Below are 20,010 nucleotides of genomic sequence, written 5' to 3' on the forward strand. Positions count from 1 at the left end.
AATGTCCCGTGAATATAAAGGAATGCGAGTACGTGAGTTCTATCCGAAATAAGCTGAGTGCCAAGGCTCCCTGGTGGCGCGCAAACGGGACTTTTCCGCTGGGGCTCCAGGTCCTGCTGGCCTGTTTAATGTGCGTAGTTCTCATCGTGTTCCTTACCGGTAAGCCTGCGAGCGCTCTGACCGCGCTTTGGGGCAATATCTATGAGGTACGCAACGCCGCAACCATCGTGGTGGTGCTCACCCTCGTTGCATTTGTCGCTACCTTTCGGCCTCATCCGGTCAATGGCGTAGTGGCGGTACTTGCAGCGTTTGTCCTCATGGCGGGGCCGGTCGCAACGTTATGGGCATTGGCCGCAAGCTTCGTTGCCGCCGCGTTGGGGTATCAGCTTATTGGGCTGAAGGCGCGCGCGCAGCTTGCCCGCTCGGACCTGGCGCGTATAGCGCTGGCATTCTGGGTGGGAAAAGCGATGTTTTTGCTCATCCTCGCCGCACTCAGTTTTTTCCCGATCAATACACGTTTCATGGAAGGCGCGCTGATGGGCGCGCTGTTGCTGCTTTCTCCGATTGGGCGTGGCGAGGTCGTGCGTGTGCTGCGCGAGCTTCTCGTTTCTCGTCCAAGGCAATTGAGAGCGGTGGGGGGCTGGAAAGTTCCGCGGTTCTTCCTGCTTCTGTCCATCATGTTGCTAATTGTGGCGTCCGTGCATCCCGGGTTTGACGGGGACGCGATGACGATGCATATGCGCATCGCCCGTGAGATGCAAAGCAAGGGCATGTGGGGTTACGACGTCCGTGAGTACGTATTTGCGGTCATGCCACTCGCGCCTCAGCTTAATTTCAGCGCAATGTTCATTGCCGGGAACGTCGAGGCGGTCAAGGTTGAGCTTGTACTGCAATTTCTCGTCATGCTGGCGCTCGTCGCTACGGGCGGCGGTTTCCGTTTGCGCCCCACCGGCGTGGCCATGGCGGCGGCGTTGGCCTTTGTGCCGATGTTCGTGCGTGAGGTTTCGGGGTTGTTCATCGAGGTGACCCTGTGTGGTTTCATCCTCGCATCGGCGGTCCTGTTAACGTCTTCGCTGCGTCACAAATCCATCGAGTTGGCGTTGTTGGCGGCTCTGTGCGCGGCAGGCGCCAGTGCGACCAAGACGTTCGGCTTGCTGCTGGCGCCAGTGATCCTGGCGGTGCTGGTGGTCAATTGGCGCGAGATCGGCAAGACCACCGATCGGCTTCGTTTGTCGCTGATCCTTTTGGCTGCATTGGCGCTGGCACTGTTTTTTTACGTGGTGGCGTGGCTGAAGACCGGCAACCCACTCTTTCCGTTCTTTAACGGCGTGTTCAAATCACCCTACTGGGATCCTATCAACTTCCTGGATGGTCGTTGGGCTGGTCACCTCAGCTGGGACTTGCCCTGGAAAATGACCTTTGAATCGTCCCGCTACGAGGAATCCAGTGATGGTTCCATGGGGCTGATAATCTTGTTTTTGTTGGCCTGTGCGGGAAGTTTGGTTGCGGTGTGCCGGCGCAACCTGCTGGCGTTGGTGCCATTGGGTATCGGGGTGATCTACCTGGTTGCGGTTGGTGCCCAGATCCAGTATCTGCGTTACTTTTTACCGGGTATGGCCCTGCTGGCGATGAGCATCGCCTACTACCTGCATATCGTTATCAAGCGGCCACAAAACGTATTGTGGATGATCATCCTCGGTTGCCTGTTTGCCGCGAATCTGTTCGGGTTGCCGGCGAGCCGCTTTGTTAACGGGATGATGCATATTCCAGCGATGAACATGCTATCGCCGAGCCCTTATCGTGGAGTGACATCGGCAAATTACGCCGAAGAAATGCTCAACGCCCACCAATACATGGGCAATATCCTCGCTGCTTCGCTGCGCAAAACCCCCACGGTATTGCTGCTGGGTTGCCCTTATGGCGCCTATTTCAAAGGTCGAACCATTTACACGACGTGGCACAACTACAGCTGGGCGAGCCGGCAATCACAGTTGCTCGATACTGCGCAATTCGCACGTTACCTGGCGGAAAACCAAGTAAGCCACATCGTTATGGATGGCTGTACGACGCCAGAAGTACGTGCGGCGCTTAACCCGTACATCCAACAGCATTTCCCGCGAATGGCGGAGTTGTGGGGTGTGGAAATGTATGAAGTCACCCAATGATGTGCAAGGGCGGATGCACCTTGCGGAGCACGCTGCCCGCACGCTTGGCTAACGGTCAGTCTCGTACTTGCAAACGGAAAAATTATGACCATGACGAATAGTTCTCCACCCAAAGTAGCCGTGGTGATTCCTTGCTATAAGGTCAAGAACCATATTCTTGGCGTGATTGGCGGAATCGGTCCTGAAGTGGTGCGTATCTATGTTATCGACGATTGCTGCCCTGATGGTTCGGGTGATTTCATCGAGGCCAACTGCACCGATGAACGGGTGACTGTCCTACGACATTCCGAAAATCAGGGCGTTGGTGGTGCGGTGATGACGGGCTATCGAGCCGCCATTGACGAGAATATGGAAATCATTGTGAAGGTCGATGGTGATGGTCAGATGGACCCGAGCCTGATCCCTGATTTCATTGCGCCGATCCTCGCCGGTGAAGCCGATTACACCAAGGGCAATCGTTTTTTCGATTTGGAAGAAATTCGGGCAATGCCACGTATGCGCTTGTTCGGCAATGCAATGTTGTCGTTCATGACCAAGCTGTCGTCAGGTTATTGGGATCTGTTCGATCCCACCAATGGCTATACCGCTATTCATGTGACAGTGGCCAGGCACTTGCCTTTCAAAAAAATAAGCCATCGTTACTTTTTCGAAACGGACATGCTGTTTCGGCTGAACACCATCCGCGCGGTGGTGGTGGATGTGCCGATGAATGCCAAGTATGTCGACGAAGTCAGCAATCTGAAAATCTCCAAGATTGTCGGCGAGTTTCTGGTCAAGCACGTGCGCAACTTCAACAAGCGAATCTTTTACAGCTATTACCTGCGAGACATGTCTGTCGCTTCCCTGGAGTTGCCGCTGGGCCTGCTCTTTCTGGGTTTCGGGCTTTTGTACGGTGGCTACCATTGGGTGAGTTCCGCCCAGATGGGCGTGCCCACACCGGCTGGAACGGTAATGATGTCGGCGCTGCCGATTATCGCCGGCATACAGTTCCTGCTGGGGTTTATCAGTTACGACGTAGCTTCGGTTCCCGTGCGCCCCCTTCACCGGAGTATTCGCAGACCCGGCGTCAATAATGTGGGGCCGCGCGTATAAGCTGCCTTGCGATTTGCAGGGCAGGGGGCAAGTCAGGTCGGGCAGTCGGAAGACGTGCCCGCCCTGGAACTGATTACCCGGCGCCTGGCCGGCAGGTTGGCTTCATCGATTATTGAGCAGCAGTGCCATTAAGTGTTTGACCGTCATCTCGATGTCCAGATCCGACGTGTCAAGCTTGAGGGCTGGCTGTTCGGGCGCTTCGTAGGGGCTGTTGATACCCGTCATGTTCGGCAACAGACCGCTTCGCGCTTTTTTGTAGAGCCCCTTGGGGTCACGTCGCTCACAGATGTCCAGTGGCGTGTCCACAAACACCTCGATGAAGTTGTCCTCTCCGATCAATTGCCGCGCCATCTCGCGCTCGGCCCTGAAGGGGCTGATGAAGGCTGTCATTACGATCAGGCCGGCATCCATCATCAGTTTGGCGACTTCGGCCACTCTACGAATGTTCTCTACCCGATCAGCGTCGGTGAACCCCAAGTCCTTGTTCAGGCCTTGGCGAACGTTGTCACCATCCAATATGTAGGTGCGCTTGCCTTGAGCGTGGAGTTCTTTTTCCAGCGCGTTGGCAAGGGCTGACTTACCGGAGCCGGAAAGGCCGGTAAACCAGATAACTTTCGCGGTATGCCCGTTGAGCCGCTCGCGGTCTATACGGCTGATGCTCAACGCTTGGCGATGTACATTCTGGGCCCGGCGCAGGTTGTGCCGGATCATGCCGGCGGCCACGGTGGCTTGGGTAAAAGGGTCGACCAGGATGAAGCCACCCAGCGTCTGCGATTGTGCATAGGGCGCAAATACCAGCGGCTTACTGAGGGCCAGGTTCGCCACGACAATGTCATTGAGCCTGAGTTGTCGGCACGCTTCGTGTGCTTGAGTGTTTACATTCACCCGGAACTTCAAGGTGGTGATGCTGGCAGCGGCCCACTGGGTGGCGAGCTTCAGATCATAAGTCCGGCTGATCAGCCCTGCTTCGTCGGCCATCCATACCAGCGTGGCTTCGAATTGATCCGTCATTTCCAACGGCTGATCTGCCCGCGCGATCACATCCCCACGAGAGACGTCCACGTCCTGATCCAGCACCAGCGTTATCGCATCCCCAGCACTGGCTTTGGGCTGGTCGCCATCAACGGTTAAAAGCCGCGCGATTTTTGCGGTTTGCCCTGAGGTGGTAATGCGTACCAGGTCACCCAGGGCCAGTTCACCGGATGCAAGTGTGCCGCTGAAGCCCCGGAAATCGGCATTGGGGCGGTTGACCCATTGCACTGGAAACACCGTTTTATCGCCGCTGGAGCGCGGGGCCTCGATGGTTTCCAGGTGGCTGAACAAGGTTGGGCCCGTGTACCAGGGCGTGTTGGCTGACCGAGTGGTGATGTTGTCGCCCTTGAGCGCCGATAACGGAATGGCCGTCAGGGTTTGAAAGCCCAGTGATTCGGCCACCGTTTGGAAGGTCGCCCGGATTGTGTCAAAGACCTGCCGGTCGTAAGCCACGAGATCCATCTTGTTAATGGCCAAAATGATGTGGCGGATACCTAGCAGCGACGCCAGGTAGGCATGCCGTCGAGTCTGGGTGAGCACGCCTCGTTGAGCATCGACCAACAACACCGCAACATCGGCGGTTGAGGCGCCTGTGACCATGTTACGGGTGTACTGCTCATGCCCCGGGGTGTCGGCGACGATGAACTTGCGCCGAGGCGTCGAGAAAAAGCGATAGGCCACATCGATGGTAATACCTTGTTCACGCTCGGCAGTCAGCCCGTCGACGAGGAGTGCGAAGTCCAGCTCATTGCCCTGCGTACCATGGCGTTTGGAGTCGATCTGCAGGTCACGTAGCTGGTCGTCGAAGACGTGCCGGGATTCCCAGAGCAGGCGGCCAATCAGCGTACTCTTGCCGTCGTCCACGTTGCCGCAGGTAATGAAGCGCAGCAAGTCTTGATGGCGCTGCTGCTCGAAGAGGTCAGCCAGGCTCAGTGTGTGTGGCGCGGGTTGAGGCTTGCGCAGGCGCGATTTGATAGTAGGCATATTCAGACTGACTCGGGTTGAGCAGGCAGCGCGGAACATGCAGCCAATTGCTTGGCCAGTTCCCGTGCAAGCTGCTGTGCGTGTACGCGCAATTCAGGTACGGCGATGGCTTCCCAGTGGCGCGCCTTGAGCATCGGGCCCACGTACCACAACCCCTTTACTGCATGCCCCTGCGCACCGATGAGTTGATATCGGTCATTGATCTGGAGGCCCAAGCCGCAAGGGGAAGGGGTCAGCAGTTGGTCTGCGACCAGTTGTTGAAACAAGCGCTGCGATCTCGGGCCAATCGCCATACTCGGGCCGGTGCAATTGACGATCGCTGTCACCGCAAGTGTTTGCGCGGCCTGTTGGCCCCGTGGCCTGAGTTCAATGCTCAGCTCACCAGCGGCGCAAACGTGCATGGCCAATAGTCGTGCCGGCAGCACCTGCACCTTCTGTGTCTGGAGCAGAGCGTTCAGGCGGTCGGCGGCCTGCGGCGCCAGGCGATGGCGATGCACGTCCCAGAAGGCCACCGCATGGCGTAGGAACCGCCGCCGTTCGACCAGCGATAGTGCTTGCCAGAGCCGTGGCGTGTGGGGGCGAAGCTGGTTGAGTACATCACGCCAGTCCCCCCTGAGTCGGCGTGGCGCGCGACCTCTTGCCGCAGTCGGCGCAGCAGCGTGCGCATACGCAATGGCGCCTCACCCAGGTATTCCGGGTACTGGCCAACGGGGGGCGGGTTGGGGTTCAGTCGATGAGGTTGAGGCAAAAGCCCATGCCGTGAAAGCATCGTGATCATGCGCGGTTGAGCTTGCTGCGTCAGATGAAAGAGCGCGTCCACTGCGGTGTGGCCGGTTCCGATAATCAGAACGGATGCGTCGGGCGCAAGCCGGTTCATGCTGTCGAAGTCCCAGGCGTCTATCACGAAAGCACGCGTCTTCTCGTCCAGTGCCAGTGGGAAGCGTGGCAACTGATGCCCCATGGCCAGGACCACATGCGCGGCAATAAAGCAGTGTCCTGACGCGAGATTGACCGTGAACCCGTCTTTGGCCGGGAGCGCGTGAACCTCGTCGACTTCCCCCTCCACCGCATGAAAGCGCTCGGGGTGTGCTGAAACCGCTGTGTGCAGGCATTGCTCCAGGTAGCGTCCGTAGAGGCGGCGCGATACAAAGCTGCCTGGGTTGATCGACGGGTCAATGCCCTGGCAGAACTCGACGAAGTGCGAGGGTGTCTCGGCAAACGCGCTCATATTGCCGGCAGGCACATTCAGAATCTGATTGTCGTCGTTGCTGCGATAGGCAAGGCCACGACCCAGTGCCGATGCGGGGTTGACCAGCGTGATCGAGAGGCTTTGACCGGCGGTGGCGTGCAATAGATGAATCGCAGTGAGCGTGCCACTGAATCCCCCGCCGACGATGAGTATTGAAGTCGAATGTGTGGGCATCAAAAGTATCCCTCCTTTTTTTCTTCTCCATGGAGCCGGCGCTGTCGGCATCAATCACGCGGCCCTGGCGCTCGGACTGTCGGGTGTTGGCAACTTCCAGCAGGATGTCTTCCAGGGTTTGCGCATCAGACTCTATCGCGCCGGTGAGGGGGTAGCAGCCCAGCGTTCGAAAGCGCACTTTCTTGATCTGAATGTCCTCGCCCGGTAACAGCCGACACCGGTCATCGTCTACCATCATGGTCATTTCGGGCCGCACCACCACTGGCCGAGGCTGTGCAAAATAGAGCGGTACAACCGGGATTTTTTCCTGGTAGATGTATTGCCAGATGTCGAGTTCGGTCCAGTTGGAAAGCGGGAAAACCCGGATACTCTCACCCTGTTTTTTACGGGTGTTGTACAGGTTCCAGAGCTCCGGGCGCTGATTCTTCGGGTCCCAGCAGTGAGTGGCGCTGCGGAAGGAAAAAACCGCTCCTTGGCGCGGGACTTTTCTTCATCGCGACGGGCACCACCAAAAACCACATCGAATTTGTAATGGTCCAGCGCTTGTTTGAGGCCCTCTGTCTTCCAGATATCGGTATGCAGGGCCGAGCCGTGGTCGAAGGGGTTGATGTTCTTCTCGATCGCCTGCGCGTTGGTGTGCACCAGCATCTCCATACCGGTTTCGCGCGCCATGAAATCGCGAAACAGGTACATCTCCTGGAATTTCCAGCGCGTGTCGATGTGCAGCAAAGGGAAGGGCGGCGCAGAAGGAAGGAAAGCCTTGCGCGCCAAATGCAGCAGGACGCCGCTGTCTTTGCCGATGGAGTACAGCATGGCCGGGTTTTGCGCCTCTGCGACAGCCTCGCGAATAACGTGGATGCTTTCGGCTTCCAGGCGTTTGAGGTGCGCAAAACGCTGCACCTCGGCGTGAGGGCTGGGGAGGTGCAAGTGCGCGGGGAGCACGGGTTTGAAGGTTTGTGGGCAGAAATGGATGTTGGCGTTCGGATGCATTGAACGTGTTACGCCGACCAACTGACCATGCGCAAAGAGCGCAATGGGTTTGCCCAGGTGCTGCTGAAGTGCGCCCAAGGCTTTTTGAATGACTTCATCTTCGGCGCTGGCGAGCGGTACCCAGAAGCGTGCGCCCCTGGCATCGTTGGCATGCAGTGCCGGCTTGCCGCTGGGCAGAGGGTAGAGTTGGGCAAAGAGCACACGGTCGCGCCGTTTGCGCGCCTGTTCGAGAGCCCAATGCAGAATGAGTTGGTTCGCAGGGCGATCCAGTTCGTCCCGCAGGTCGTGCTCTGACAGTTCGTTAGGAAGCAGGCCCAGCGTGTGAAGGCGTCGTTCTGCGGTGCGCTTGGTATCCGCCTTGCCCAACGCCTTGAGGTGCGCAAAGGCCCGCTCGGTATCCCAGACGTCTTCACTGTCCAAGCCGAGCAACGCGGCGTCAGCGGGTGTCGCAAAATGTGCCATTTCTAAATTGACCTGCTTTCTCTGCATGTAAAAAGCAATCTACGCTTTTTTTTGAAGCAGTAAAGCAAAGTGCGACATTTTGTGCTTTTACTGATGCAGGCATGCGGTGCCGGCAAGGAGGCCCATTGAAGGCGAATGCCCGCTGCCGAGAGGGTGGATGCGACCCCCCGGCTCAATGGGGGGCGATCATTTACGGTGGGTTCAAACCCGACAATTTTTGCTGCAACTCAGCAATAGCTTTTTGCATCGTAGGCCAATCGAGAAAGCCGCGTCGTTCGTAATAAAGAGGTTGCTGGTGCGGAGGCTGGTCCAGTCGCTGGCGATTGACATCTTGTAAGCGCTGGACGCCATGACACAGATAATGCCCGCCCACGAATGGAAATAAGCCCAGCCAAGTTTTCCATTGAGAAGGGTATGACAGGCAAAGCCTTATGTATCGAAGCCGATCTCGCCAGGCAATAGGTTGTTGTTCAACGGGCCCATTTTCTGGAAGTGGTGATAAGACGCGGAAGAATGGCCCCTTGCAATTTCGAGCATTGTAAAGGGAGTACTGCCTGACGGTGACCGAGGTCGCACGAGTCGTCAGTAACTCCACCGCAATAGCGTGCAACAAATCATGATCAGGGTGGCCGCCTTCCCAGGCAGGCACAAAACACGACTGAAGCGTTGAATGATCATTAAAGAAACCATCCAGCCAGTCTGCAAATACGCCAACATGTTGATGTAACTGACCATCACCAATTGACAATTGTCGGCCAACAAAAAGGATGTCGGTTGTTGCAACCCCTAATTTTTGGAGGACGGCTCGCGATTCCAGATCTCGACGGTCGGAATCAGCAGTGGCAGCCCCATCGGTGACATATACACAACGGACCCAACGGCCAGCTTTCAACTCGTGCTCGATTTGATGGAATACCCCGAACTCGTCGTCCTGGTGGGCCATCAAAAATATAGAACTTGGCTTCATGTCGGTACCCGCTATCAAGGTATATCAATGGTGTCGATATTGAGGTACTTGATTTTTTCCAAGAAGGCATTGTTTTTTTCTGTCTGCTCGGTAAGGCATTTGTAGCCAAAACTTCTCGGTTCGAAAAGAAAACCTGGAACTTTGATAAAAAAGACGCCAGGCCGGTAGGCAGACAAGGTAATGACAAGTCCGGGATTGGAGGAGTACAACCCATCACTGCCGAGCAGATTGACCAAGGGTGGTTTTTTTCTAGTGAACCAACCACCGGCGGGTCTTGCCAGTTTCCATAAAGCATTCTGGTTCATCGGTTTTTTGAAAAAACGCCAAAGAAAGGGAATGCCCATGTACAAGTACAAGTTTCCATTCAGCGTCCAACCCAGGCCTTTCTCGCGTATTCTTCTGATGTTCTTATTAGGGTAGCCACAAACGATATCAATACCTTCCTCAACGAAGGATTTATACAGCCGTTTCCCAAGAATCACCGACGACCCTTTTTGGGTGCCGTCGGACATCGTGTCTGTCGAAAGAAAAACGGCGCCGTCTTCGTGGCTTAGTCGTAACCCACAGTACGCAGCCACCATGGTGCCTTCTTTGACCGAATAACAAATTCTCGAGTCGTTGAGCAAGTACTTCTGAAACACGCGGGTCGCATTGTCCTCGGAGCCTCCGAAGCATCTCTGGAATAAACGAGTCCATTGCGCAATCAGATCATTGCTATAGCTGTTACGCCTGACAATATGAATGCCATCATCCAATAAGTCACTCATGAGAAATTTCGTTCCTTTTGAAAACTATAAATTTCGATTGTGCATAACTAATGAGCACAAGAAGTACGTCGGACAGAATTTTGGCGACGACTTCCAGCGATGTGATCCATAGCATGGCAGACAGAATCAAGGCTGAAATTGGAATGTTCAGCGCCAGGAGCGTGAAATAACGTACCGCTTGCCTCGTCCGGCCCTTGGCGTCGATCACGCCAAAAGTGAAGGCTCGGTGTGCCGCGAACGAGAATAGCCCGGCTAAAACCTTGCTGATCATATTGGCAAGGAGTAAGTCCATACCGAAAATATTAAATAGCAGAAGGAATACGCTAAGGTCTGCGCCATAAGTTAGGCCCCCTACGAGCAGGTAGCGAGCGAACTGAATTAGACTTCGTTGCATTGAATTCCTGCGGATGCAGATCCGCTTGACAGTGGTGCTATCACAGGGTGCGCTTGGCGTGAGGGTTCCTTAATACATCAGTGAACCAACGCACATGGGGCTCACCTCTCTGTCAGCGGTTGGTTTTGGGCGAGTTGTCCAGAGTATCGCAGACACGTCGTAATCAATAAAGGGAAGGAGCTGAACGCATGCAGGATACGCGTATCCGCTTCACGAACCCGCGTTCAACGCACTTGGCTGCAACCGGATGCTGTGTTCCTGCCTCCCTCCTGAGCCAGTAAATCAGATGCGTCCCGACGCAAACGTCGAAAAAATCTATCTCTATCTCAGGCCTGCGGACTTCTGAAAAGTCCGTCGATGGCCTCGCCGCGCTGGCCGAGTTGGGCATTAAGGTGGCGGTGATAGCTTGTATTTTTCGTCTTCCTCAACAAGAGCAGGCATGCGTTCGGAACTAGGCCTGTTTGAGACCGCCAAGCAGCTCAACGGCCAAGAGCCTATATGTCACTGCGGGACGTACTGGAGCAGTTGCCGTATGCAATGCAGGACGGGCCGGCATCATGCCGCCCTCCCTCGCGGCCAGACCAAGTCAGAACTTGAAGTAGATAAACGGATTGAAGCCGCGCTCAACCACTGAAATGCAAGAGAGCACATACAGCACGAATACGTAGGCTCCCACAGTGACAGGCATCTTGAAGCTTCGCCTTCTCAAGCGATAGAACAGTTTGTCGCCAACAAGACAAATCAGAAAAGCAAGCGCAAGCAGGAAGATCACCTTGATATCGGCCAGGCCCATGTCGGCCGCCGTCCAAAGGGGATAGTGGAATCCAGGCCTGTCATTGCTCGCCAGAATGAATTCATCTGAGACACGTTTTCCGCTCGGAACGGTACCCACAGCAGGGTAGCGAAAACAAACACAGGAAAACTTGCCATTCTCCACTTGTGAATTTTCAATACGCCTGCACGTTCCAGCGCTATCAGGCACCCATGCCCGAAACCCCATATTAGAAACGTATAAGCGGCACCATGCCAAAGCGCACACAGGCCAAACACAACGAACAAGTTACGGTATATCTTGAATGAAGTAGTACGGTTTCCGCCAAGTGGAATATATACATAGTCGCGAAACCACCGTGACAGCGTCATATGCCAGCGCTGCCAGAACTCGGTGATGCTTTGGGCCGCGTAAGGTCGATTGAAGTTTCGAGGAAACCTGAACCCCATCATCCGCGCCATGCCTATGGCCATGTCTGTGTAACCGGAAAAGTCGAAGTAAATTTGAAAGGAATAGCAGACTGCGCCCAGCCATGCTGAATAGGTAGTAAGCACATGCCCCGGTACATGCACAGCATCGACAACAGAGCCCAATGGATCGGCTATCAGGATTTTTTTCGCAAGGCCGATTACGAAAATAACCATTCCCCAGAAAATATCACGGCTAACCAATACTCGACGTTTCACATCCAGTTGTTGCTTGACCTCAGAAAATCTAACCACGGGGCCAGCGATAAGGTGAGGGAACAGAAATATATAAATTGCGAATTTCTGAAGGCTTCTCTCGGGCAAAATTTGACGACGATAAACATCGGTCAGATAAGAAATAAAGTGAAACGTGTAAAAAGATATCCCAAGCGGTAGTGCAATCTCCCATCCACCCACTACAGACTGCGCAGGCATGCCGGTTACATCGCTGACCATCTGTGCGAAGAACAATAGATATTTAAAAAATATGAGGGGCGCAAGATTCGTAATGATGGAAATGATGAATACAATCTTTGCAAGTGCGGCTTTTTCGCTGCGCTCAAGCAATCGAGATATTACACCTGCGATAATCCAGTTAATCAGTAACAATAGCAGCGCTACTAGCGTTAAAGCTCCTGCGCCAAGCGCATAAAACGCGAAACTAGCAATCAATACAAAGCCATTCCTAAGCGACTTAGGCGCTAGGAAATATATCCCGTAAAACAAAGGGAAAAAGATAAACAGAAATGCCGGGGATGAGAAGACCATAATGCAAAGGCTCTTTTGTGATTTCTTGTATGGGCACAGACGCTATTTTTTAAACGACATCCAGTGCCCAGTAGATATATCCAATATCTGGACAATCAAATACTTGCACTTGCCACTCACCAGTTTAGGGATGTCCGAGAGTGGTCGCTCTCGATCAATTTTGGTAAATCTCTGAAAGTATTCAGAAATGCCTGACTGGACCATCCCATCACTAAAGCTATTCCCATACATGCAGGTGGCTGGCAGCAGCCCCTTGTCACTTAAATCATCAGTCTCAAATTCAAAGCCTGTAACCTTCGGATTGAGCTGTATTTTTTGATGAGTTACGGGCCAGTCGGGGACGATAAATGGTTCTGTAGCCGTGCGCGAAGAGTCTAGACGAGCAGAAAACCTGGCATCAGAGCCGACGTACGGTTTCTCTTCTATCTTTATGTCGTGATTCCATCGGTTATGGGTGCCTTCAAGCGCAGCGATTCGATTGACCACGTCTTTAGACACTGAGAGCGCAGCTGCCTCAGTCCAGTGAAAATCTTGCGTGTAGAATATTTGGTAATCATCCTTGATCGAGTTAAGGATTCCGTAGACATCTACCATGTGCAGCTGGGAGTCGGCGCTAAGATCCTTATACAGCGCCATAAAATTAGTTTTTTCTGGGAGCTCCGGAGCAAAAAAAGGAAGCCTTGCACTATAGAAATAGGGCTTCTGCATCGGCATTACGACTATCACTGTAACCCCTTGCGCTTTCATTTCATCGGAAAAATATACAATACCTCGATGAATGATGTCTCTATTCGCCTGGGTTCTTAACATTGCTTCCATTGCTGGAATTCGCCGATCAACGAGGTTTCTTCCGTAGATTTCATTATCCTTTCCGAAGTACACCCTGGACGATGATCGAAAAAGCTGGTAGTCCAGTTCGTTCTTTCCCCGAATCATTAGATTGCGCAGACCTAAGTTGTCAGAAAACCACTTCTCAAAATTCGCGTAGTTTTTGTCAAGGTCAACGGGGCCGCCCACCCAAGTACTAGGAAAAGTCTGCAGTTTTCTCAGCTCTTGGACAGGCTCAACTTTAGCTGAATACCAGTCCGAAAATTTATTGAGATAATTACTACTAACGGTCGAAGTGACCCGATTGCCCTCTGTAAGCGACGGCAAGATCGCCAGCAGCGTAGGGATAAAACTAACGATAAAAACTGCACAAACTATAACCATCGACACTCTGTACCGCCAACGATTAAGCCTCGCTGTAGCTGTCTTCCGATGACTCATATCCCCAAGCGCCTTCGATTTTTGAAAGAACAATTTTTCGAGAAGGGCCGAAATCTACAGTATTTGCTTGCAACATTCCATGCCTGTCTTGCCAAGGCAACACCTGGCAGTACAGATGTGCTAACTGATCGCGCTTGGGGGCGTCGGGCTGCCGTAGCCATCACGCTAGCCTGAACGAAATGCCCCCAAGAGAAACACAGACGTTGCTATCTGTCGGTGTACTTAAGCCCGCGCTTGCGAAACGCTCACAACCCCGCTGTCTTGTGCGACATACATTGAAATAAGCAGCATTGACGGATCTTAACTTAGCGTGAAGCACAAACGCATGCGGGTAGTGCTTCAGAATTGGTCACACATACAGAGCGCACAATGCCCTATGTTCTCGTAATAGGAGACCTAAGCGAAGGTGCTCCGTCGTGAGTAAGCTACGCCCAGACCCGCCGACGCTATCGTAAAGTGTTTTGCTACCTTCAATGCGTCGATCGAGGTGTACACAGTGTCTTGATAGAGTGGTAAAGAGCCGTATTACTTATGTTGATAAATCAAAGCGTAATGGAATAGCCGAACGCTTCGAAATCTTCCAGGTACAGATCGGAGATTAGCGCCACGGATTCATTGCAAAGGTAATCTTGGTAGTCATACGTTTTCGTATAGGTATTTGTCTTCGGGACGCGCTCTATATTAATTGATGTGTTTTCTCTCAAGAGCTCGGGAAGACCACTTATTTGCTCCAAGGGAATAACCAGGTCAACCAGAAGGTTGCCTTTATAGTCATACAGGAACGAAACCTGCTGCTGCCATTGGACGTGGCTTCTTCTTTGGATTTTATGCAGGTACGTCAAGAAACTATCGCCTGCCTCCATGCCTATGTAGTCTCGCAAGTCAGCCCTGGAGGACATGTATAGATATTGCGAAACACTTCGAGCGAATGGATTTCGGACGATTGAGAATTTGAATAGATTGTCGAATTTTTCGCGGCCAATCTGCTGCCTGATTTGCATCGCTTTCAGGTGTTGCAAACCTCCGGTCTGGAACTTGTTGTGGTACTGATCAAGAAATCCCATCCAAAGGTTTTCTTCAGTCTTCTCATGTTCTTCCCAGATGGCCGACTCGACTGATGTTCCGCCGCACTTGGGTATGTGAATGAACAGTGTGTTGTGTTTTTCCGACAGCATGGTGTCCCTTATTAATTATATGTTTGCATCCGCTGCAGTTCTTTTGTGTGCCAAACCTGCGAAAGCCCCCAGCGGGGTCAGGAATTCCGATTGCTTTTGATATCGGCTGAAATCCGCGGTTCTGAATAGCGTTGGCTGGCGCATCTTAATGCAATGTAGCTGACCTCTGAAGCCCGGCGACTGCAAAGTGGCCGCGGTATCGATGCACACCGGCTCACTGCCGTAGCCGGGTATTGCGCACATAACGCGCCGGCGACGTGCCCAGTGTTTTTCTAAACATGCTGATGAACGAGCTGACAGACTCGTAGCCCAGCGTTTCAGCGGTGCTCTGCACCGACAGCCCCTCGGCCAGGCTTTGCAACGCGACAATGATCTGCCATTGCTTGCGCCATTGGCCGAAGGTCAGGCCGGTCTCGCTTTTTACCAGGCGGGCCAGTGAGCGTTCACTCATGGCCACTTGCTGTGCCCAACTCGCCATGGTGGCGCGGTCGGAGGGGGCTTGCGCCAGCGCCCGGGCGATGGTGCGCAGCGGGGTAGAGGCGGGCAACGGCAGGTAGAGCTGTTCAGTGGGGGCCAGTTCAAGTTCTTCGAGCAACACGCTGGCCAAGCGTGCGGTGCGAGAGTGGGGCGGGTAGTCCTGGGCCTGGCCGCTCAAGTGGCGGATGAGCTCCAGTAGCAGCGGTGACAGCGCCAGCGTGCGGCAGCGATCCGGCAGTGACGCGGCGCCGGGTTCCACGAACAAAAAACAGACTTGGCCGTTGGCCGTGACACGGTTGCTATGAGCGACGCCCCCGGTATCCACACGCCGAACCCTGACGGAACCATCCACACGCCATCTTCTCCCGTACACACAATGCCGCCGCCATAGGCGACTACCAGTTGGCCCTTGCGGTGCGTATGTACGGCGGACTCACTGTCGTTGCGCTGGGTTTCGAGCGTCAGCGCTACGGCAGGTTGCGCAAGGTTGTCGTACTCGAGCTGATCGGTGGGTAAGGGCTGGATCTGGGCCATGGCGTGCAATCGAAGCGTGTCTGGATTTGATTATATTTTGGCAGTCTACTCAATATCGGCAGCGATGCTAATCACTTAGCATCCCCGGCAAGCCCCTTCTGGATGCGGGCGAATGTCAGAAGCCTGCGAATCCGGTGCTTGCCATGCTCAGCGAAATCTCCATTGCCAACCTCTATTTTCCGCCCTTGTTGATCTACCTGGGCGTATCGGTGCTGGTCTACACGCTTATCGACCGCCTGAGCCGTCGCTGGCTGGACGCGGCGTGGCACCCGGCGCTGGCGCGTTTTTTTATCTCACTCATCGTCGTGTCGGCGATGGTCGTCAACTGCTGAGCGAGGTCGGCCATGGTTATCGTCAAAATTCTCAAACCTGCCGCCACGCTGGCGCTTGGCTTGCTGGCTGTGGTGTTCTGCCTGCAACTCTGGCGGGCGTATGTGTTGGCGCCCTGGACGCGGGACGGGCGGGTGAGCGCGCAGGTTATCCGTATTGCGCCGCAGGTTTCCGGCCAGATCGATCGGTTGTCGGCCAGTGACAACCAATGGGTGGCAAAGGGCGATTTACTCTATCGCATCGATGCGCGCGCCTATCGGCTGGCGGTGCAGCTGCGCACGGCGGAGTTCGCAGAGGCACGCAGTGTGTTCGATCAGCGCAGTGCGCAATTCAAGCGCCGAGCCCAGTTGGCCGACGCCATCGCCCGGGAAGAAATTGACAATGCGGCGCGTGACTTGGCGGTGGCCCAGGCGCGCCTGGACGCTGCGGCAAGCCAGTTAGCCCAGGCGCAGCTCGACCTGGACCACACGACGGTGCGTTCGCCGGTAGACGGCTACGTCACTCAACTGCGGCTGCAGCCTGGTGACTATGCGCAGGCCGGCACTACCAACCTGTTCGTGGTCGATGGCCATAGTTTCTGGGTCACCGGATATTTTGAGGAGACCAAGCTGCCGGGCGTGCGCATCGGCGCGCCGGTGTCAATCAAACTCATGGGGTTTGCCGCACTGTTGCAAGGGCATGTGGCAAGCATGGGCCGGGGGATCGCCGACGCCAATGAACTGCGCAACGACAGCGGTTTGCCCACGGTGAGCCCTACCTTCAGTTGGATTCGGTTGGCACAGCGTGTACCCGTGCGCATCGAGTTGGACAACGTACCGGACGGCGTTGAGTTGGCGGCCGGCATGACCGCCAGTGTCGAAGTGACACAGCCCAACGCCGCGCCGCGCTGGCGGCTCACGCAATGGTTACAGGCCTTCATGTGATGACGCGTATGGCGACACGCCTTTTCGCGGCGATCCCCCGGCCCTGGACGCCCGCCACCTTTTTTTACGTGCTGCGCAGTATCGTGGCGGCGGGTCTGGCGCTGTGGCTCGGCTTCCAGCTGCATCTGGACTCGCCGTTCTCGGGCGCATCCACCGTGCTGCTGCTGGTACAGCCGATCCAGGGGGCGGTTCGTGGCAAGGGCGTCCACCGGATGCTCGGCACCCTGATCGGCCTGGTCGCGGCCTTGCTGCTGACAGGGTTGTTCGCGCAACAGATGTTGTTGTTCATCCTCGGCATCGGCCTGTGGCTGGGCCTGTGTGTGGGGGCAATGACCGTCTTGCGCCATTACCAGGCCACGGCGGCCGTGGTGGCGGGCTATACGGTGTGCCTGGCGTTGGGCCCGGCCATCGTCGCGCCTGAGCAGGGGTTCGACCACATCATCACCCGTGGCACGGCGGTGGCGTTAGGGGTGCTGAGCCTGAGCCTGGTCGTCACGCTGTTCAGCGCCAAAACGATGGAGCATGCAGTTCGACGCTCGCTGGTCGACGTCTGTGCCCGCAGTGCCCGGCTGATTGCCGCGAGACTGTCTGGCGAGCAGCCTGCGGAACGGGCAAAGCAAGGTCGCTCGCTCGCGATGCAGATTGGCAAGGTGGACGACCAACTGGGGCTCGCACGGGGCGAGTCGTCGCTGATTCGCTCCCGGCAGTTGGCGATTCAGGCAGGCCTGGCGCATCTGCGCTCCGCTGTGCTCGACGTGCAGGCGGGCGACCCATACCCCGGCATCGACCTCACGTCGCGGGCTCAAATAAGCACCGCGCTACAACAGTTGAGTGAGCGGATGCTCGACCCCCGCTGCGACTTTCTGGCCGCGGCCGATACGGTGGGGCAACTGCGTGGCTTGGCGCAGGCTCTGGCTGACTCAACCCCTGATTCACGCTTGCCCGGTGAACGCCTGTACGAGCAATTGACGGACCTGAGCGAGGCCCTGCTGAATTTCTCCAGCCTCGATCACGCGCGCCCACAGCGGGTGCGCGCCGTGGGCTATCACCGCAACTACGCCGATGCGGCGCGAAACGGCATCCGGGCGCTGCTCGCCACGCTGGCCGCCGGTGGGGTCTGGTATATCAGCGGCTGGGATCAAGGGCCCACACTGCTGGCGGTCCTTGGCCCGTGCTGCACGCTGTTGGCAACGGCGCCCGCACCCGCCCAAGGCATTGCCAGCTTTATACGCGGCACGCTCTATGCGGTTTTGGCGGCAGCGCTGTGCAAGTTCCTGCTGATGCCGCAGATCAACGGGTTCCCGCTGTTATTTTTGCTATTGGCGATGTTCTGGTCGTTCGGGATTCACGCGACGAGCCAACCACGCAGCGCCCTGCAAGGCGTTGCCTACCTGATCGGGTTTAACACCTTGGTGAGTACCGGTGATACCGCCCTCTATGATTTCGCCGGTTTCGCGAACCAGTCGCTGGCCTGGTTCGCGGCCATGCTTATCTGCCTGTTGGCGTTCCAGATATTGCCCAAGGACCCGGCTAAACATATTCAGGCATTGAGGCGTTCGCTCCATCAGGACACCCGTCGGCTACTTCGCCAGGCGGGTGCTGTCGATCACTCTAGATGGCAAGCCACACAACACCACCGGATCGTCGCGCTCACAACAGTGCTGGGCGCCGATCACCAGCACGATGACCAGGCGGGCTACCTGTCGCTGCAACTGAGTAAGCAATTGAGCCGGCTACAGCGTGAAGCGAGCGGCATTGCCCCTGGATCGCCGGTGGCCCAATGCGCGCAAACCGGCGCTCGGCGGATGGCTCGATATGCTTACGACCCGGCGATCAGCGCCGCGCAGGCGCGCCGCACAGCAAGGTCGATGAGAAGGGTTGGGGCGCCTGATTTGGCGATCTGTTACCAGGACTTGGCCTGGCTGCTGGAGCAATACGCCAACGCTGCTCATCCCCGTGTCCCCTAAAACAAACCGGTGCCTGCCGGCGGTGCGCGTCTCTCGCCAACGGCGATAGGTGACGGATCTGCTCTACTATGAGCCAATGCTCATGTGTGCAATTGCCCTTACCACTCGCCGGATGCCCTACCCATGAAAGACCTGCCGCCGACCGCGACACTGCGCGCCTTTGAAGTCGCCACCCGGCACCCGACCTTTACGGCTGCCGCCCAGGAGCTGCATGTGACCCAGAGCGCGGTCAGCCACCAGCTCAAGCACCTTGAGGCGCTGTGGGGGTTGCAGTTGTTTGAACGGGGCAAGGCGTTACGCCTCACGGCAGCGGGGGCCACGCTGGCGCCTATCGTGCGCGAGTTTTTCATGAGCCTGGAAGCGACGTTGGCTGACCTGCGCGAGCAAAAAGGCCGGGTGCGGCTGAGCGTCAGCACCACCTATTCGTTCGCGTTGAAATGGCTGCTGCCTCGCTTGCCGAGTCTCTCTCGCCAACACCCCGAACTGTTGGTCTCGCTGGACACCACCGACAAAATCATCCACTTCTCCGATGCCCAGGCAGATGTCGCGATCCGGCTCGGCAAGGGCAATTACCCTGGCCTGCATGCGCAGTTTCTGTTCGGCGAGCAGGTATTTCCCGTGGCCAGTCCCGAACTGCTGCAGCGCCTCGGCACACCCTGCAGCCCCGCCGAACTGTTGCAGTTTCCGCTGCTGACCCGGGATGGCGCCGAGCTGGTGCCGAAATGGGAGGTGTGGTTTCAAGCGGTCGGGCTGGTGTTTTCGCCGCTCAAGGAGAGCGTCAGGTTCGGCGATACCAACATGACGGTCGAGGCCGCCTTGCTCGGCCAGGGCGTCGCGTTGGTGCGCAGCGGGCATGTCGAGAACGAAATCAGCGATGGCCGTCTGGTGCGACTGTTCGATGTGCCGTTCCCATCGCCGCTTGCCTACTATTTTGTGTGCCCCAAGGGCCTGGAGTCGCAGCCGCACGTGGTCAGCTTTCGCCAATGGTTGATCGGCGAGGCGCTGAAAGTGCGGCGGGCGGATGAATGATGCATGAGCATCTATTCATGCTG

General features: G+C 55.9%; 16 protein-coding genes and 2 pseudogenes. 6 read left to right on the forward strand and 12 right to left on the reverse strand.

Translation table 11 applies throughout. The features are described 5' to 3' along the window. Positions 1-32: 32 nt before the first annotated feature. Positions 33-2,165, forward strand: a complete 2,133-nt coding sequence (locus AB4O25_RS01490; RefSeq protein WP_460150348.1) for a hypothetical protein — start codon at positions 33-35, stop codon at positions 2,163-2,165. A gap of 84 nt (positions 2,166-2,249) precedes the next feature. Further along, positions 2,250-3,257, forward strand: a complete 1,008-nt coding sequence (locus AB4O25_RS01495) for a glycosyltransferase family 2 protein (RefSeq protein WP_460150350.1) — start codon at positions 2,250-2,252, stop codon at positions 3,255-3,257. A gap of 102 nt (positions 3,258-3,359) precedes the next feature. Here AB4O25_RS01495 and cysN read toward each other — a convergent pair whose 3' ends face one another. From cysN to AB4O25_RS01555, 12 genes and pseudogenes are all read right to left on the reverse strand, one after another. Continuing rightward, positions 3,360-5,273: a sulfate adenylyltransferase subunit CysN gene (cysN, locus tag AB4O25_RS01500; protein WP_460150932.1), complete on the reverse strand. Its 1,914-nt coding sequence runs from the start codon at positions 5,271-5,273 to the stop codon at positions 3,360-3,362. A 2-nt stretch (positions 5,274-5,275) separates the two neighbouring features. Beyond that, positions 5,276-5,770 (reverse strand): hypothetical protein, encoded by a 495-nt coding sequence (locus AB4O25_RS01505; protein ID WP_460150352.1) that lies wholly within the window; start codon positions 5,768-5,770, stop codon positions 5,276-5,278. Next, complete coding sequence (locus tag AB4O25_RS01510) at positions 5,728-6,696, reverse strand: FAD/NAD(P)-binding protein (protein WP_460150353.1); 969 nt, start codon at positions 6,694-6,696, stop codon at positions 5,728-5,730. The genes AB4O25_RS01505 and AB4O25_RS01510 overlap by 43 nt, the downstream gene beginning before the upstream one ends. A 1-nt stretch (position 6,697) precedes the next feature. After that, positions 6,698-7,596: pseudogene (gene cysD, locus AB4O25_RS01515) on the reverse strand (sulfate adenylyltransferase subunit CysD); the annotation flags it as partial. Positions 7,597-8,338: 742 nt separating this feature from the next. After that, positions 8,339-9,115 (reverse strand): PIG-L deacetylase family protein, encoded by a 777-nt coding sequence (locus AB4O25_RS01520; RefSeq protein WP_116079670.1) that lies wholly within the window; start codon positions 9,113-9,115, stop codon positions 8,339-8,341. A 14-nt stretch (positions 9,116-9,129) separates the two neighbouring features. Then, a complete protein-coding gene (locus AB4O25_RS01525; RefSeq protein WP_017526952.1) occupies positions 9,130-9,882 on the reverse strand; it encodes a glycosyltransferase family A protein in 753 nt (250 codons plus the stop codon). Continuing rightward, complete coding sequence (locus tag AB4O25_RS01530) at positions 9,875-10,276, reverse strand: GtrA family protein (protein WP_017526953.1); 402 nt, start codon at positions 10,274-10,276, stop codon at positions 9,875-9,877. The genes AB4O25_RS01525 and AB4O25_RS01530 overlap by 8 nt, the downstream gene beginning before the upstream one ends. Before the next feature lie 586 nt (positions 10,277-10,862). Further along, positions 10,863-11,069, reverse strand: a complete 207-nt coding sequence (locus tag AB4O25_RS01535; protein ID WP_460150355.1) for a hypothetical protein — start codon at positions 11,067-11,069, stop codon at positions 10,863-10,865. Further along, positions 11,045-12,283 carry an MBOAT family O-acyltransferase gene (locus tag AB4O25_RS01540; RefSeq protein WP_460150357.1) on the reverse strand — a complete coding sequence of 413 codons (1,239 nt, stop codon included), beginning with the start codon at positions 12,281-12,283 and terminating at the stop codon, positions 11,045-11,047. Before AB4O25_RS01540 ends, AB4O25_RS01535 begins: the two co-directional genes overlap by 25 nt. Before the next feature lie 42 nt (positions 12,284-12,325). Continuing rightward, positions 12,326-13,495 carry an alginate O-acetyltransferase AlgX-related protein gene (locus AB4O25_RS01545; protein WP_017526955.1) on the reverse strand — a complete coding sequence of 390 codons (1,170 nt, stop codon included), beginning with the start codon at positions 13,493-13,495 and terminating at the stop codon, positions 12,326-12,328. A gap of 599 nt (positions 13,496-14,094) precedes the next feature. Next, positions 14,095-14,727, reverse strand: coding sequence for a sulfotransferase family 2 domain-containing protein (locus AB4O25_RS01550; protein WP_116079659.1), 633 nt, complete (start codon positions 14,725-14,727; stop codon positions 14,095-14,097). A gap of 214 nt (positions 14,728-14,941) precedes the next feature. Then, positions 14,942-15,738 (reverse strand): annotated as a pseudogene (locus AB4O25_RS01555) (AraC family transcriptional regulator). Between the two features lie 143 nt (positions 15,739-15,881). Between AB4O25_RS01555 and AB4O25_RS01560 the strand changes: the two are divergent. From AB4O25_RS01560 to gcvA, 4 genes are all read left to right on the forward strand, one after another. After that, positions 15,882-16,070 (forward strand): DUF1656 domain-containing protein, encoded by a 189-nt coding sequence (locus tag AB4O25_RS01560; protein WP_065878617.1) that lies wholly within the window; start codon positions 15,882-15,884, stop codon positions 16,068-16,070. A gap of 12 nt (positions 16,071-16,082) precedes the next feature. Next, the gene (locus AB4O25_RS01565; protein WP_460150359.1) at positions 16,083-16,991 is read left to right on the forward strand and encodes an efflux RND transporter periplasmic adaptor subunit; all 909 of its coding nucleotides are present in this window, start codon (positions 16,083-16,085) and stop codon (positions 16,989-16,991) included. After that, positions 16,991-18,958, forward strand: a complete 1,968-nt coding sequence (locus AB4O25_RS01570) for an FUSC family protein (RefSeq protein WP_460150361.1) — start codon at positions 16,991-16,993, stop codon at positions 18,956-18,958. Before AB4O25_RS01565 ends, AB4O25_RS01570 begins: the two co-directional genes overlap by 1 nt. A gap of 123 nt (positions 18,959-19,081) precedes the next feature. Continuing rightward, positions 19,082-19,987 (forward strand): transcriptional regulator GcvA, encoded by a 906-nt coding sequence (gene gcvA / locus AB4O25_RS01575; protein WP_017526961.1) that lies wholly within the window; start codon positions 19,082-19,084, stop codon positions 19,985-19,987. The last annotated feature ends 23 nt before the right edge of the window (positions 19,988-20,010 follow it).

It is taken from the genome of Pseudomonas sp. S3_A03 (genome assembly GCF_054668275.1).